Below are 14,565 nucleotides of genomic sequence, written 5' to 3'. Positions count from 1 at the left end.
AGCCCGAAAAAAGCGGCGATGTGACGGTAATGGCGCGACAGGGTGCGCGAATCGTCAGTCGATGTCGCGCTATAAATGAAGTAAAGCAGAACGATACGCCGTGCCACGGTGATACAGTCCGCTTTTTCTTGATGAGCGAACACGATGCGAATTCTGATGGTGGCGCTGGCCGTAACGTTGCTGGCCGGATGTGCCGGTTCGGTGATGAACGATGCCCGCACCAAAGCCCCTTATAAAACCCTGAAATCGGACAAGCCGGAAAAAGTCGTCGCGCAGTGCGTGCAGTTTTCCTGGCAGGACGAGGCGGTGTTCGGTGTCGATGCCGCTGCTTACCTGCAATCGGGTGAGAAGGGTGGGACCACGGTCTACACGCGCTCGGCGGAGTCGTTTGTCGACGTCACCACCGATGCTTCCGGAACGGTGCTGAGTTACTACGCGCAGCATGACGACTTTGTCGCCAAGCGCCGTCTGGCGGCGTTGGCAACCTGCCTCTGATATCGACGCAGTACCCCAGTGGGAGCGAGCCTGCTCGCGATAGCGGTTTATCATTCAACATTGATATCGATTGACAGGCCGCCATCGCGAGCAGGCTCACTCCCACAGGAGTTTGCGCGATTTCATCACAGGCGCTTCTGGAAAAACAGGCGCTTGTGGCCCGGCGGATAGTCGACAATCTGGCCCAGCTCGCTGTAGCCCAGCTTCTGGTAGAACCCCGGCGCCTGAAAGTCGAACGTGTCGAGCCAGACCCCAACGCACTCCTTCTCTCGCGCCACGTCTTCGGCCATACGCATCAGCTTCGAGCCCAGGCCTTGTCCCCGGGCCTGTTCCGGCACCGACAGCAATTCGATGAACATCCACTGGTAAAACACCCGAGCATAGAGTCCGCCGAGGATCTCGCCGCTTTCGTCACGCACCAGTAACGCAATGGGTTCCTGCATCGAGACGCCGGCCTTTGAGGCGTTATAGGCGCGCAATGGCAAAAGGATCGCTTGCCGCTCTTCATCTGTGGGGGTTTGCGAGCGTTCAATTCGCAGGGGCATCAGCTACATCCTTATGGCTTTGGGAATAACGATCTCCAAGCCTATCCCGGCAAGTGGTCGTTGTTCCAGCCCTTCAGGTGGAACCCTCGCTCGCGCCCGGCTGTCTAGGCTAAACAGCGTCATCCCAGAACGCAGCCGATGAGGATCCTCCGTGAATATTTTTGAAGCCTTGCGTGAAAGCCATGACCGTCAACGCACCTATGCCGACGCGCTGATCAAGACCAGTGGCGACACCCCGGAGCGGGTCGAGGCTTACAAACAGCTCAAGTCCGAATTGCAGGCCCACGAAACTGCGGAAGAGCGGCATTTCTACATCCCGCTGATGGAGTTCGACAACGGCGTTGACCTGAGCCGTCATGCCATCTCCGAGCACCACGAGATGGACGAAATGATGGAAGAGCTGGATGAGACAGAGATGTCCAGCCCGGCCTGGCTGGCGACTGCCAAGAAGCTTTGCGAGAAGGTTCATCACCACCTCAAAGAGGAAGAGCAGAAGTTCTTCCAGATGGCCGGAAAACTGCTCGATGACAAACAGAAAGAGACGCTGGCTGGCCAGTACGTAAAGGAATACAAGGCTCAGCTTTCCTGATCGAAGCAGTGCACCCGGTTGGCACTTTGGGGCGTAGTCCTTTTGCTATGCCGCGAGTAAGCGCTAGCCCAGATAACTGGTTATACATCCAGTATTTGTTCTGTGTTGGTTTGAGACGTCATGCAGCCACGGGTTTTGGTCCCATGGACAAAAAAACTGGCTCCGTTAGTTTGAAGGCCTCTCCTCGGGAAGGAGAGTTCTCAAATCAACGGAGTGAAAACATGAACCAACCACACGCTCAAACCCAACTGCGGCACGGCCGCGTCACTTCCCCTGCAAGCCGTGGCTCGGTCGCTGTGGAGCTGGGGCTGCTGGGGAACTGGCAAGTCAATGAAATGGAAGGCGGCAAGAATTTCCCGGCATTGATGGCCGGGCCTTTCCCGGTGCCTTACGAGACAGACAGCGTCAGCGTCGTTCCGCCTGGCGATGGTCATATCCTCAGCGGTGGCAAGGTCGATGCTCGTGACTGCCTTAATTTCACCAATGAGGAAATGAGCCTCAAGCTCAACCGACCGTTTACCTGGCCGATGCTGAGCGTCGATCCGGGCCAGACCTTTAACGTCACTTGGGAATACACCGCGGCCCACGTCACTCGTGGCTACAGCTGGTTCATCACCCGGGATGGCTGGAACCCGAAACAGCGGATCAGCCGTGCGCAGTTGGAGCCGACATCGTTTTTCGATGACTTCTACACCCAGGTGCCTTACTACAGTCATTCCGCCGAGATGAAAGCCAAGGTCAACCATGAAGTGACTTTGCCGGGTAACAAGAAGGGCCACCATGTCATTGTGCTGATGTGGATTGTGGCCAATACCGGGAATGCGTTTTATCAAGCGTTTGATGTGGACTTTAAGTAGGCAATAAGGTCCGGCAGTGATGCCGTTTACTTATGACGTTTTGGGGTTGGGGCTTATCCGTTTCTGCGGTCACGGCGGCTATTGGTTCCGCCCTGACGGCGGGTCACTTGGAGAAGCGCCAAGTAACCAAGCGCTAGCGCCCCTGACGTACGGTGCCTCGCCTAGGCTCGGCATTCCCTCACTCCGGTCCTGCTCCGTGGGCCCGCCGCCATCGGCCATCCATGGCCGGGGGCGGCTAACCCGGCATCCATGCCGGGTTGCCCACTACGCAGAACCTGCGTTCGGCCTTCCGATGGGGCAGATCAAGATCAAAAGCTAAAGGCGAGCTAACGCTCGACCTGATGAGTGGTGAGGAGCCACAACGGTGCGCCGATCTGCTTTGTGTGGGAGTGAGCCTGCTCGCGATGCTGTTGCTGTTGCCATTGATCGTTCCCACGCTCCGCGTGGGAATGCCGCCGGGGACGCTCTGCGTTCCGCTGTCGACACCAGGCATGAGTCTTGCGCAAGGTGACGCGGAGCGTCACGGGATGCATTCCCACGCGGAGCGTGGGAACGAGCACTACGCGCAAGTGTTGAGCAAACAGGTCGGCCCGTAGGCCGCCTCGCTTTGCTTTGGCACTGCACGCCCCCTCGTGAGGCCGAGCGCAGGTTCTGCGCAGTGGGCAACCCGGCATGGATGCCGGGTTAGCCGCCCCCGGCCATGGATGGCCGATGGCGGCGGGCCCACGGAGCAGGACCGGAGCGAGGGCATGCCGAGCCCTAGCGAGGCACCGAACGTCAGGGGCAAAAGCGCTTGGTTACTTGGCGCTTCTCCAAGTGACCCGCCGTCAGGGCGGAACCCTAAGCCGCCGTTACCGCAGCAACGGATATGTACCCAACCCCAAAATTTCTTAAGTGAACAGGTCATGCCGGGCTTTTAAGTTTTCGCCTACCATGTGCACCTCCCGACAAAAAAAGGATGAATTGTGATGTCGAACACCGCCGAGCGAGTCAACATCATCGAATCACAGGTGTTGTCCCACGACTGGTACCTGCTGAGAAAAATCAGCTTCGACTACCTGCGCAACAACGGTGAATGGCAACGCCAGACTCGCGAGGTCTACGACCGTGGCAATGGCGCCGCCATTCTGCTGTTCAACCGCGAGAAGAGAACGGTCGTGCTGACCCGCCAGTTCCGGCTGCCAGTGTTCGTCAACGGCCACGATGGCTTACTGATCGAGGTTGCAGCCGGATTGCTTGAAGGCGCCGATCCCGAAGAGCGCATCCGGGCCGAGGCCGAAGAAGAAACCGGCTATCGCGTTCACCATGTGCAAAAGGTCTTCGAGTCCTACATGAGCCCCGGCTCGGTGACCGAAAAACTGCACTTCTTCATCGCCGAATACGACAGCGCATCGAAAGTCAGTGATGGCGGTGGGCTGGAAGAAGAGACCGAAGAACTGGAAGTGTTGGAGTGGGCATTCGAGGAGGCGCTCGAGGCGTTTTATCGCGGGGAGATCTGCGATGCGAAGACCATTATGTTGCTGCAGTATGCGGCGATGAAGGATCTCTTCGGCCCCTCAAAATAAATCATCCATCCGGCTGGCGCCTGACCATTCGCATCCTTCCAGTGTCAGCAATCGCTCTTTGGCCGCAAGCCCACCGGCAAACCCGGTGAGCTTCCCGGATGCACCGATCACCCGATGGCACGGTGCAACAATCGAAATCGGATTCTTGCCATTCGCCGCACCCACTGCGCGCACCGCGCTCGGATGGCCAATCTGCTCGGCAATCTGGCTGTAGCTGCGGGTCTGGCCAAACGGAATGGTCAACAGCGCCTGCCAGACCTTCTTCTGAAATTCGGTGCCGGCAAAATCCAGTTCCAGCTCAAACCGGTTGCGCGTTCCGGTGAAGTATTCCTCTAACTGCTGAACAGCGCGCACGAGGATCGGGCTATCCGGCGCTTCGTGCATCGGCCCCAGTCTTACCCGATTCGGCTTGTCGTTTTCCCAGAGGATGGCCGCCAGTCTTGAATCTTTCGCGACCAGCTTCAACTCGCCAACCGGGGAGGCCAGGGTGGTGAAGGTGTAAGGCATGCCGGCGGACTCCGCAACAGGGCTGAACAGGGGCTCAGCATACTGACTCGACGGGGAGGCGCAATACGCAATCCCAGCCATACTTGCCTCTGCTCTTGACGCGTTTTCTCAGATTTTTTACACAAACCATAAAAAGAAGAGACCGACTCATGAAGTTCGAACCTTTTGCCAAATCGCTGATTGCGACCTCGTTGGCGCTCAGCTGCCTCAGCACGTACGCCGCCTCGGTGGCCCCGGTCGCTGCCGAAAACGGTATGGTCGTGACGGCACAGCATCTGGCGTCCCATGTGGGCGTCGATGTGCTCAAGAATGGTGGCAACGCCGTCGATGCCGCGGTCGCGGTGGGTTATGCGCTGGCGGTGGTTTATCCCGCAGCCGGTAACCTGGGTGGCGGCGGCTTCATGACCATTCAGCTGGCGGACGGGCGCAAAACCTTCCTCGATTTCCGCGAAAAAGCACCGCTGGCCGCCAAAGCCGACATGTACCTCGACAAAGAGGGCAATGTCGTCCCGGACCTCAGCACCCGCGGGCACCTGGCCGTTGGCGTGCCGGGCACCGTGTCCGGCATGGAACTGGCCCTGCAGAAGTACGGCACCAAACCGCGCAAGGATGTGATCGCGCCGGCGATCAAACTGGCCGAAGACGGTTTCGTGCTGGAGCAGGGCGATGTCGATTTGCTGGACTATGCCACCGACGTGTTCAAGAAGGACATCAAGGATTCCGGCTCGATCTTCCTCAGCAACGGCGAACCGATGCAGGTCGGGCAAAAACTGGTGCAGAAAGATCTGGCCAAGACCCTGCGGGAAATTTCCGAGAAGGGCGCCGACGGTTTCTATAAAGGCTGGGTGGCCGACGCTATCGTCACCTCCAGTCAGGCCAACAAGGGCATCATCACCCAGGCCGACCTCGACAAATACAAGACCCGTGAGCTGGCGCCGATCGAGTGCGATTACCGGGGCTATCATGTGGTATCGGCACCGCCACCAAGCTCCGGTGGGGTAGTGATCTGCGAGATCATGAACATCCTTGAAGGCTACCCGATGAAAGACCTGGGCTACCACTCGGCCCAAGGCATGCACTACCAGATCGAAGCGATGCGCCACGCGTATGTGGACCGCAACAGCTACCTGGGCGACCCGGACTTCGTGAAAAATCCGATCGCGCACCTGCTGGATAAAAACTACGCGACCAAACTGCGCGAAGCCATCAATCCGCAAAAGGCCGGCATATCCCGCGACCTCAAACCCGGTGTCGCGCCACATGAAGGCAACAACACCACGCATTACTCCATCGTCGACAAATGGGGCAACGCGGTATCGGTGACCTACACCCTCAACGACTGGTTCGGCGCCGGCGTCATGGCCAGCAAAACCGGGGTCATTCTTAACGACGAAATGGACGACTTCACTTCGAAAATCGGCGTACCGAACATGTACGGCCTGGTCCAGGGCGAAGCCAATGCCATTGCTCCGGGCAAGGCGCCGCTGTCATCGATGAGCCCGACCATCGTCACCAAGGACGGCAAAGTCGTCATGGTTGTCGGCACCCCCGGCGGCAGTCGCATCATCACGGCAACCTTGCTGACCATGCTCAACGTGATCGATTACGGCATGAACATCCAGGAAGCGGTCGATGCGCCACGTTTCCACCAGCAGTGGCTGCCAGAGGAGACCAATCTGGAAGCCTTCACCACCAGCCCGGATACAGTGAAGATGCTGGAAAGCTGGGGGCATAAATTTGCCGGACCACAGGACGCCAACCACCTGGCGGCGATTCTGGTAGGCGCGCCTTCGCTGGGAGGCAAACCGGTCGGCAAGAACCGCTTCTACGGCGCCAACGACCCACGTCGCAACACCGGGCTGTCGCTCGGTTACTGAGGATTGTTTTTCAAAGTCAAAGGGGACGGATCTATTTTCTGTCCCCTGTTTTGCCAAGACATCAAGGAAGGCACCATGACAACTGCATTACTGATCATCGACGTCCAGCAGGCCCTGTGCTCTGGCGAGTACGAATGCTTCGGGATCAAGCGCGTCATCGACAACATCAACGACCTGAGCGCCGCGGCCCGTGACGCTGGCGTTCGGGTCATCCTGATTCAGCACGAAGAAGAGGGCAGCCCCTTGGCGCATAACGCCCAAGGCTGGCAACTGGCCGAAGGGCTGGAAACCTCGCCCAAGGATCTGCGTGTGCGCAAAACCACGGCGGATTCGTTTTACCAGACCAACTTGCAAAAGCTGGTGCCGAAGGAAGACTTCGAACGCCTGATCATCTGCGGCTTGCAAACCGACTACTGTGTCAACGCTACTGTGCGCCAGGCCTTGAAGCTGGGTTACGACGTGGTGCTCGCAGGCGACGCTCATTCCACCGTCGCCAACGCCAGCATGACCGCCGAAGACATCATCGCCGAACACAACAAGGATCTGGCGCACCTGACCGGTTCGGTGGCACGGATCGACGTCACTCGCACCAGCGATATACGCTTTTAAGCGGCAAAAATCTCGATCAACTCAGTCAGGAACGCACTTACCAGATCCCGCTGCCGCGACGAATGCCGAACCGCCGCATGAAAGCCCACTTCATAGCGCAGCAGTCGAGGATTCAACGGATGCAGTTGCCCCAGCTGTTCATGCTTGGCCGCATAGTGCTGAGGCAAGAAGCCCAGGTGCTGGCCCGACAGGATGAGCAGGGCGGCGCCATCCATGCTGTCAGTGAGCACGGTCAAGCGTTCGATCGAAGTGGGCGCCGGCATTTCCGGCAAGGGGTGGCTAGGCCAAACCCAGTCGTAGCCGCTGACGTCCTCGCGGGTCAGATCACCTACTTGCCCGGACAACGGGTGAGCCGGGGCGCAATAGGCGATCTGGGTTTCCTTGAACAGAGGAAAGTAATCAATGCTGGGCAAGCGGTGCCAAAAGTAACCAATCGCCAGATCGATATGGCCGTTGATGATTTTTTCTTCCAGCAGTGATGACGACAGCTCAGTGAAGTGGAAATAAAGTCCCTCATGGCGAGACCGCAAACGTGCAATGGCCAGGGCGATTTTCTTGTTGGCCACGGGATCGATTTGGCCGAGCAAGCCAATGTTGATGTTGCCCGACACTTTGCGATTGATGTGCTGGACCTCCACCCGGAAGCCTTCGGCCGCCGCCAGCAGGCGTCGGGCCGCCTCGACAAACTGACTGCCCTTTGGTGTCACCGAAAACCCGCCGCGTCCGCGCTCGCAAAGACGAAACCCGACCCGCGCTTCGAGCGTGGCCAGTTGTGCGCTGATGGTCGGTTGCGTGGTGTTGAGCGCGGTTTGCGCGGCCGAGATACCGCCGGCCTCGACGACGGTCAAAAATACCCGGATCAAGCGCAGATCCAGCTCCGATACAGTTCCCAGCATGTGTGTCCCCCAAAGCTCAGTCACATAGATGCGGATCTATGTAAACAGTGTGCCTGCGATATTTAACCGCCCTGATCCAGGCCCTACATTGCAATGAAACCGGCGCTTTGCCCATAAAAACAACAAACACCAGCATAGGAACAGTCGTATGTCAGGGTCCCCTCATTCTGTGCGCGCCGTCGAGGCGAACAGCGGACTGGCCATCGAAGGCCATTCGATCGATTACATCCCACACAGTGAACGTCACGCCAAGCTCAGCAGCCAAGGGCCTTTCTGGTTTTTGGGCAACTTCCACTTCTTCACCATTTCCATTGGATTTGTCGGCCCGAGCCTCGGATTGTCGGCGCTGTGGACGATGCTGGCCGGTGCGCTAGGCATTATGTTCGGCACCATCTTCATGGCTTTCCACGGCTCGCAAGGTCCGGAGATGGGCCTGCCGCAAATGATCCAGTCCCGTGCCCAGTTCGGTTATCGCGGAGTGATCCTGGCCTTGATGGCGACGATGTTTGTGTTCGTCGGCTTCAACGTGGTCAACGTCTCGCTGATCATGAACGGCCTGGAGCACGTGTTCGGTATCGACCCGACCATCGTGGCGGTGACTGTGGTGCTGATCGGTGCGCTGCTGTCGATCTACGGCCACGACCTGATGCACAAAGCCTTCAAGTGGGCATTATTGGCGACCTTGCCGCTGTATGCGCTGGTCACCATCGCCTTGATGTTCGGCGCCGGCCAGGAGGGCGTCGCCCCCGCGACCGATCTGGGGTTCAACTGGGTAGCCTTTGCCACGCTGTTTGCCATCGGCGCCAGCTACAACATTTCCTACGCGCCTTATGTCTCCGACTATTCCCGCTACCTGCCGAAAAACACCAGCCGGCCGAAACTGATCGCGGCGATCTTCATCGGCGCCTCGTTGTCAGGGAGTTGGATGATCGGCCTCGGTGCCTGGCTCGCGCAGCAGTTGAAAGCGACGGACGCATTGGTCGCCCTTAACCAGGTCGGTTCATCGATGATTCCGGGCCTGGGCAACGTGTTGGTGATTGTCTCGGTGGCGGGCTTTTTGCCGATCATCGCCCTCAACACCTATAGCGCCATGCTCACGTTGCTGACAGGCGTCGACTCGATCAAAAAAATCACGCCGACGCCCCGCGCCCGAGTGATGTCGATCAGCGCGATCAGCCTCATCCTGCTGACCTGCGTACTCTCGATCAAAGGCGATGGCATCGCGTTGTTGAACACCTTCCTCGTCCTGCTTCTGTACTTCCTCGTGCCTTGGACCGCGGTCAATCTGGTCGACTACTTTTTCGTGCGCAAAGGGCGCTACGCCATCCCGCATTTCTTCACGCCGAAGGGCATTTACGGCGCCTGGCAGTTTCGCGGCATCGCCTCATACCTGATCGGATTCGCTGCGATGGTGCCGTTTTTCTACATCTTCGATGCGGCGGCCGGCAAAGAAGTGTTCGTCGGTCCGCTGGCGCGCATGCTCGAAGGCGTGGACATTGCCTGGCTCGTGGGCCTGGTGGTGTCGGGCCTGACGTATTACCTGCTCAGCCGTTCGATCGACCTTAAGCACGAGCACCGGATCATTGACGCAATCACCGAGCACGACATTGTCGCCTTGGCCCATCAACCGCTGGAGGAGGTGCATTGAACAGCGTAAAAAAAACCGTGGTCGCCTGCTGCCAGGTGGCGCCGAAAATTGGCGACCTCGCTTACAACCGCACGCTGTCCGAACGTGTGATTCGTTCGGCGGCGCTCCAGGGCGCTCATGTGGTGGTGTTGCCCGAACTGGTCCAGAGCGGTTACGTATTCGCGGACCGCAACGAAGCGCTGTCGTTGTCCGAAACCGCAGACGGCCAGGCCCTGACGCTGTGGAAGGCGCTGGCGAAGGAACTGAATATCATCGTGGTCGGCGGATTCTGCGAGCGGTTGGAAGGCGATGAACTGGCCAACAGCGCCGCGATGATCGATGCCCAAGGACTGCGCGCCGTGTATCGCAAGGCGCACCTCTGGGATGCCGAGAAAGACATCTTCAGCCCCGGCAACGACGCGCCGCCTGTCATCGAAACAGTCCATGGCCGGATCGGCATGCTGATTTGCTACGACCTGGAATTCCCCGAATGGGTGAGACTGCCGGCGCTGGCCGGTGCCGATTTGCTCTGCGCGCCAGTCAACTGGCCCGACGGTCCACGGCCATTAACCGAGCGTCCGGCTGAAGTCGTGCGGGTGCAGGCCAATGCCTCGATCAACCGGATGTTCATCGCCGCCTGTGATCGGCATGGCCACGAGCGCGGTGTTGGTTGGGTGCAGGGGTCGGTGATCGTCGATGCTGATGGTTATCCGCTGGCAGGGCCGGCGGAGCAGGGTGGGGAGCAGCTTTTGCTGGCGACACTCAACCTTGCCGAGGCGCGGAACAAGCGCATTAGTGCACGTAATGATTTGCATGGGGATCGGCGGTTGGGGTTGTATGGGGGCGTCGAGGAGTGAAGCGGTAGGCTATAGATCACTTTTGGCCGAATGTTGCCCGTTACGAAGGACAGCAATTGGCCAAAAGTGGACGGTGGACACGGTCATGGCGAATGGGTAGCTTCATTCGCGGGCAGCAGTCCTTGCCGTGACCCATGTTGCGTTTCTCCCTGAGCAATGTCGTATTTGCCGTGAGCACTTCTAAGCCAACCTTCCCGTTGCGGAGCATATAAGACATGTCCAACATCGTCGCATGGACCCTGTTCGCCTTGGGCGTCCTCCATATTCCATTCGGTATTATCAAGTTCAAAACAGCATTCGCCGCCGCTGTAGACTCTGGCTTCATTGACCAATTCAAAGCGCACGAAGATCGGCGAACTGCCCTCTGGTTTACCATGCTGGGACCGCTTTTTATGCTCGCAGGGCAGACAGCAATTCACGCCGTAGCTGTTGGCGATGTCGCGCTACTTAAAATTGTCGGCATCTATGTGCTTATGATCTCGATCATTTGCGTCATTGCTGTTCCAAAATCGGGGTTCTGGGCAACGCTTCTGGTATCTCCGCTGATCATCGCGGCAGGGTATGGCCTGTACGCCTAATAAACGGCTCATCCTTCACGATAGGCAACAATGGGCCAGCAGCAGCCAGTCAGATGTGTCTAGATAGTTTGGGGTGATCCAGTCAAAAAGGGGACGGAATTATTTCCAGGAAAATAAATCTGTCGCCTTTTTTGCTATGACTTAGGCCCGCCACGGTGGAAGAGCCCCTTCGAAAAGTGAAAAGGCTCGATGCAGGAAACTGTTGAAGCGAGCGGCATCTCGCCGCAGCCCTGCCTGTTGACCACCAATCAGGCACAGGTGGGCCACCTGACCAATCACTTCTGCTTGGCCTGGCACATGGACCAAGCGGCGGCACGTCCGTATCGCGAAGTCCAGTCGTCTTGTGTCAACACGCTGCTGAAACTCGCCTACCAACGGGTCGTGCAGCGACCAGGCTCGGATGGAAACTTCCCGCCCAGGTTGTTTCTCAGCGGCAATACTCAAGTAGCGTGTCAAGGTTTCGCCCGCGCTACGACCCTGCGCGGCATAAGCGAGCATGCGCTCCGTGTAGTCTTCTTCCCAAGCGGCCAGCAAGGCGCGGACAAAGTCTTCGCGATTGCGGAAATGGTGATAGAACGATCCGCGGGTCACATTCAATCGGCGAGATAGACTCTCAGCCGAAACGCCAATATGCCCCATTTGGTCGAGGGCCTCAAAACCAGCCGCGATCCAATGGCTACGAGTTAGTTTTCTCACCAGTTATTTCGCTCCATATTTAGCGCCATACAGACTGTGTATGGTGCGCAACCGATTGATACGCTGCGGACACCAACAAAGATGGCCGTTGCGTTTTGCGCGCCAGCACCTTTTATGGAGCTCGCCTTGAAGAACATCGTTCTGGTTGCTTTCGACCAATTCACTGATATCGACCTATTCCTGATGTGGGACATCTTAGGCCGCAATACTGAGGACTGGCACGTCCGAATATTGGGTTCTAGCTCTATCGTGCGTTCGGCGAACGGCCTGCCTGTTTCAGTGCACGGTCCGCTTTCGGAGGCCAATAGTGCAGACGCGGTGTTGTTCGTCAGCGGCAAGGAAGGGATACCCGCTGCACTTGCCGCTCCAGATTTCCTGCCGTCGTTTGAGCTTGACTCCAGACGCCAGCGAATTGGCTCCATATGCGCCGGAGCGTTCATTCTCGAACGGCTTGGGCTGCTCAGCGGCCAAGCAACTACTCACCCGGATGCACGATCGAGCTTGCAAGCTCTGGGACTTGAGCCCGTGGACCAGCCTCTTGTATGCCAGGGGAACGTTGCAACCGCTGGAGGATGCCTTTCGGCGCTCTATCTGGTGGGATGGTTGGTTGAATCCTTGTTCGATATCGACAAGCGCCGTGCGACGTTGCTCCCTGTTCTGCCTGCAGGGCAGCAAGAGCTCTATGATGCCTTGATCGGGCTCAGTATCCGACAAGGAGAAGTTGGCGCGGTTGTCCCTGTCCGGCTTGAAAGTCGGTAACCGTCACTTCTAAGCTAGATAAGCACGACAGGGCGACAAGGAGCGTTATACGACAAACCATCGCAACAAGAAACGCGATATGGCGTGTCGTCTAATTAGTAGTTAGAACTCAGGAGAGATCCCCGATGCCCCGAGAATTTGAGCTCATAATGTCCGTGCCAGTCCCATCGAGGTCCGGCATCACCCACCTCTACAAGTCGATGGACCTAGCGGACGCTTTTGCGATTCGGCTCCCTGCGGGCACATCTACCAATCCAGACTTGCTAGCTCGATTCATCCTTTCCCACCAACCATCCTGGATCGGATGGCTCATGAAAGTTCGAGACACTATCGTTGCCTGTTTTGGTCTCAAGACAGCCAAACATTTGGCATCACTTGCTAATCGGATCGGAGTTTTCAAAGTCTACAGCACGAAGAAGACTGAAATCGTGATGGGAGAGGACGACAAGCACCTCGACTTCCGGATATCGATCCTGTGTTCTGGAGAGGCAGAGCCAGAAGGCAGTCGCCAACTCGTTTTTTCAACCGTGGTCCATTGCCACAACCGTCTAGGCCGGGCCTACATTTTCGTTATTGCCCCATTTCACCGCTTGGTTGTTAAGGCCAGTCTCCTCCGTGCAGCGCGCGTCGGTTGGCCTCTGGCTACCTGCACCTAACGCTGAGAGCGGAAAAAGGGGACGGATTTATTTTTAGCGGAAAAAGGTTTACACCTATTTCAGGACTAGACACACATTAACCGCTCATGACACTAGTTAGAGAAGCGGAATGCTATAGCTTACAAAAACTCGATTCTGATCTACGTTACGAGACGCTTCGCTGTTGGACTTACCGTTACGCCAGCCGAACCCGACACCTTTGAGCGCTCCCGACTGAAGGACGTAGTCCAGGCTAATGTCTCTTTCCCATTCTTTTTGGTTGTCGCCTGACGTAGTTTTAATATTATCGCCGGAGAGGTACATGACCGAGCCTTTCAGGCCAGGGACACCCAGAGCGGCGAAGTCGTAAGCATATTGACCGAAAGCTGTGCGCTCGCCTGCGTGGGTGAAAGTTTGGATCAGGCGGTCTGTATACAGATACAGGCTTGCTCCACCGGCACCCTTGTCTACCAGGCTACCCTGATTGAGTTGAGTGAAGTTGCTGCCATCCGACACACTTTGGTACCCCGCGGTAATTGCGTGGCCACCCAGCGTGTAAATCAACGCGGCACTCCAGGTACGGTTGTCGATCTCTCCATCACCGTTTTTGGTGTAGCCACTCATTCTGTAGCCTGACGTACCGGAGCTATTTGCACCTGACGAGTCAGTTTTGAAGTAGCGCAGGTCGGTTTTAAGGGACTGATTGTCCGAGAGGGCAAGGGTGTGAATTAATCCAAAAAAATGCTGCGTATAGTAGTTATCGAGGTTGGCGTAATAGTACTGAGCTGTCAGATCCTTGGTGACGCTCCAATCGCCCCCGGCGAAGTCAAACTGATTGCTTTCACGCGTACCACCAGCAACGGCCAACCCCGTCTGATCGCTCGAACCACGTCCTGTCGCATGTTCGATCCGACCTCCAGTCAAGGTCAGCCCCTTGAACTCGCTCGAGGTGATTTGACCGCCCTCGAAGGTTTGTGGAAGCACGCGCCCATCGTTGGCGACCAGAATGGGGAGTTTCGGAATCAAGGTGCCGTAGCGAAGTTCGGTTTTCGACATTTTGACTTTTCCGGTCAGCCCCAGCCGGCTCCACTCGTCGACGGCACGGTTGTCACTGTCAGAAGGCATCATGGTGCTGCCAGCGTGCCGTCCTTTGCCGCTGTCCAGGGTAACCCCCAGCAACCCCAGGCCATCGACACCAAAGCCAACCATGCCATCGGTATAGCCCGATTTGAAGTCCAACATGAAACCCTGCGCCCATTCTTCGGTTTTGGAAGGGGCGGCAATGCCATCGCGGTTGTCGTTATTGAAGTAGAAGTTTCTCATTCCCAAAGTGGCTTTGCTATCACTCAGGAACTCAGCATGCGCTTGGGCACTCAGGGTGAGACCAAGAAACACCGAACTTGCAGCAAATTTTTTTCTAATCACTTATATAGCGCTCCATTTGTTATTTTCAAGTAATAGAAGCAACACAAA

17 protein-coding genes are annotated in these 14,565 nt (G+C 57.2%); 12 read left to right on the top strand and 5 right to left on the bottom strand.

The annotated features are described in order from the left end of the window. Positions 1 to 144 precede the first annotated feature (144 nt). Complete coding sequence (locus tag HNR03_RS24785; RefSeq protein WP_208669015.1) at positions 145 to 495, top strand: hypothetical protein; 351 nt, start codon at positions 145 to 147, stop codon at positions 493 to 495. A 125-nt stretch (positions 496 to 620) separates the two neighbouring features. Here HNR03_RS24785 and HNR03_RS24780 read toward each other — a convergent pair whose 3' ends face one another. After that, positions 621 to 1,040 (bottom strand): N-acetyltransferase, encoded by a 420-nt coding sequence (locus HNR03_RS24780; RefSeq protein ID WP_259156406.1) that lies wholly within the window; start codon positions 1,038 to 1,040, stop codon positions 621 to 623. A 151-nt stretch (positions 1,041 to 1,191) separates the two neighbouring features. Here HNR03_RS24780 and HNR03_RS24775 point away from each other — a divergent pair, with 151 nt between their 5' ends. From HNR03_RS24775 to HNR03_RS24760, 4 genes are all read left to right on the top strand, one after another. Then, positions 1,192 to 1,629 (top strand): hemerythrin domain-containing protein, encoded by a 438-nt coding sequence (locus tag HNR03_RS24775; RefSeq protein ID WP_222587596.1) that lies wholly within the window; start codon positions 1,192 to 1,194, stop codon positions 1,627 to 1,629. 221 nt (positions 1,630 to 1,850) lie between these two features. Next, the gene (locus tag HNR03_RS24770) at positions 1,851 to 2,486 is read left to right on the top strand and encodes a lytic polysaccharide monooxygenase auxiliary activity family 9 protein (RefSeq protein ID WP_259156404.1); all 636 of its coding nucleotides are present in this window, start codon (positions 1,851 to 1,853) and stop codon (positions 2,484 to 2,486) included. Positions 2,487 to 2,875: 389 nt separating this feature from the next. Continuing rightward, on the top strand, positions 2,876 to 3,082 hold the full coding sequence (locus HNR03_RS24765; RefSeq protein ID WP_259156400.1) for a hypothetical protein: 207 nt from the start codon (positions 2,876 to 2,878) through the stop codon (positions 3,080 to 3,082). 372 nt (positions 3,083 to 3,454) lie between these two features. Then, positions 3,455 to 4,051 carry an NUDIX domain-containing protein gene (locus HNR03_RS24760; RefSeq protein WP_259156399.1) on the top strand — a complete coding sequence of 199 codons (597 nt, stop codon included), beginning with the start codon at positions 3,455 to 3,457 and terminating at the stop codon, positions 4,049 to 4,051. On the opposite strand, the gene HNR03_RS24755 is transcribed toward HNR03_RS24760, so the two are convergent. Continuing rightward, on the bottom strand, positions 4,043 to 4,558 hold the full coding sequence (locus HNR03_RS24755; RefSeq protein ID WP_259156396.1) for a methylated-DNA--[protein]-cysteine S-methyltransferase: 516 nt from the start codon (positions 4,556 to 4,558) through the stop codon (positions 4,043 to 4,045). The two genes, HNR03_RS24760 and HNR03_RS24755, sit on opposite strands and share 9 nt — an antisense overlap. Positions 4,559 to 4,707: 149 nt before the next feature. On the opposite strand from HNR03_RS24755, the gene ggt reads away from it, so the two are divergent. Both ggt and HNR03_RS24745 read left to right on the top strand, forming a co-directional pair. Then, positions 4,708 to 6,435, top strand: a complete 1,728-nt coding sequence (ggt, locus tag HNR03_RS24750; protein ID WP_222587592.1) for a gamma-glutamyltransferase — start codon at positions 4,708 to 4,710, stop codon at positions 6,433 to 6,435. Positions 6,436 to 6,510: 75 nt separating this feature from the next. Next, positions 6,511 to 7,044: a cysteine hydrolase family protein gene (locus HNR03_RS24745; RefSeq protein ID WP_259156394.1), complete on the top strand. Its 534-nt coding sequence runs from the start codon at positions 6,511 to 6,513 to the stop codon at positions 7,042 to 7,044. On the opposite strand, the gene HNR03_RS24740 is transcribed toward HNR03_RS24745, so the two are convergent. After that, positions 7,041 to 7,940: a LysR family transcriptional regulator gene (locus HNR03_RS24740; RefSeq protein WP_259156392.1), complete on the bottom strand. Its 900-nt coding sequence runs from the start codon at positions 7,938 to 7,940 to the stop codon at positions 7,041 to 7,043. The two genes, HNR03_RS24745 and HNR03_RS24740, sit on opposite strands and share 4 nt — an antisense overlap. Positions 7,941 to 8,088: 148 nt before the next feature. Here HNR03_RS24740 and HNR03_RS24735 point away from each other — a divergent pair, with 148 nt between their 5' ends. The 3 genes from HNR03_RS24735 to HNR03_RS24725 all read left to right on the top strand — a co-directional run bounded on the left by HNR03_RS24735 (position 8,089) and on the right by HNR03_RS24725 (position 11,002). After that, positions 8,089 to 9,588, top strand: a complete 1,500-nt coding sequence (locus HNR03_RS24735) for a cytosine permease (RefSeq protein ID WP_259156391.1) — start codon at positions 8,089 to 8,091, stop codon at positions 9,586 to 9,588. After that, on the top strand, positions 9,585 to 10,424 hold the full coding sequence (locus tag HNR03_RS24730) for a nitrilase family protein (RefSeq protein ID WP_259156389.1): 840 nt from the start codon (positions 9,585 to 9,587) through the stop codon (positions 10,422 to 10,424). The genes HNR03_RS24735 and HNR03_RS24730 overlap by 4 nt, the downstream gene beginning before the upstream one ends. Positions 10,425 to 10,639: 215 nt before the next feature. Then, positions 10,640 to 11,002 (top strand): DUF6463 family protein, encoded by a 363-nt coding sequence (locus tag HNR03_RS24725; RefSeq protein ID WP_259156386.1) that lies wholly within the window; start codon positions 10,640 to 10,642, stop codon positions 11,000 to 11,002. A gap of 141 nt (positions 11,003 to 11,143) precedes the next feature. On the opposite strand, the gene HNR03_RS24720 is transcribed toward HNR03_RS24725, so the two are convergent. Beyond that, positions 11,144 to 11,698 carry a TetR/AcrR family transcriptional regulator gene (locus HNR03_RS24720; protein ID WP_259156385.1) on the bottom strand — a complete coding sequence of 185 codons (555 nt, stop codon included), beginning with the start codon at positions 11,696 to 11,698 and terminating at the stop codon, positions 11,144 to 11,146. 126 nt (positions 11,699 to 11,824) lie between these two features. On the opposite strand from HNR03_RS24720, the gene HNR03_RS24715 reads away from it, so the two are divergent. After that, positions 11,825 to 12,457 (top strand): DJ-1/PfpI family protein, encoded by a 633-nt coding sequence (locus tag HNR03_RS24715; protein WP_259156383.1) that lies wholly within the window; start codon positions 11,825 to 11,827, stop codon positions 12,455 to 12,457. A gap of 125 nt (positions 12,458 to 12,582) precedes the next feature. Further along, positions 12,583 to 13,113 (top strand): DUF2867 domain-containing protein, encoded by a 531-nt coding sequence (locus tag HNR03_RS24710; RefSeq protein WP_310504657.1) that lies wholly within the window; start codon positions 12,583 to 12,585, stop codon positions 13,111 to 13,113. Positions 13,114 to 13,209: 96 nt separating this feature from the next. On the opposite strand, the gene HNR03_RS24705 is transcribed toward HNR03_RS24710, so the two are convergent. Continuing rightward, positions 13,210 to 14,517, bottom strand: a complete 1,308-nt coding sequence (locus tag HNR03_RS24705) for an OprD family porin (protein WP_259156382.1) — start codon at positions 14,515 to 14,517, stop codon at positions 13,210 to 13,212. Positions 14,518 to 14,565 lie beyond the last annotated feature (48 nt).

Source organism: Pseudomonas sp. JAI111, from assembly GCF_024809425.1.
Classification (GTDB): Bacteria; Pseudomonadota; Gammaproteobacteria; order Pseudomonadales; family Pseudomonadaceae; genus Aquipseudomonas.
Note: the sequence above shows the minus strand (reverse complement) of the source record. Positions and strands in the feature narration are given on the sequence as shown.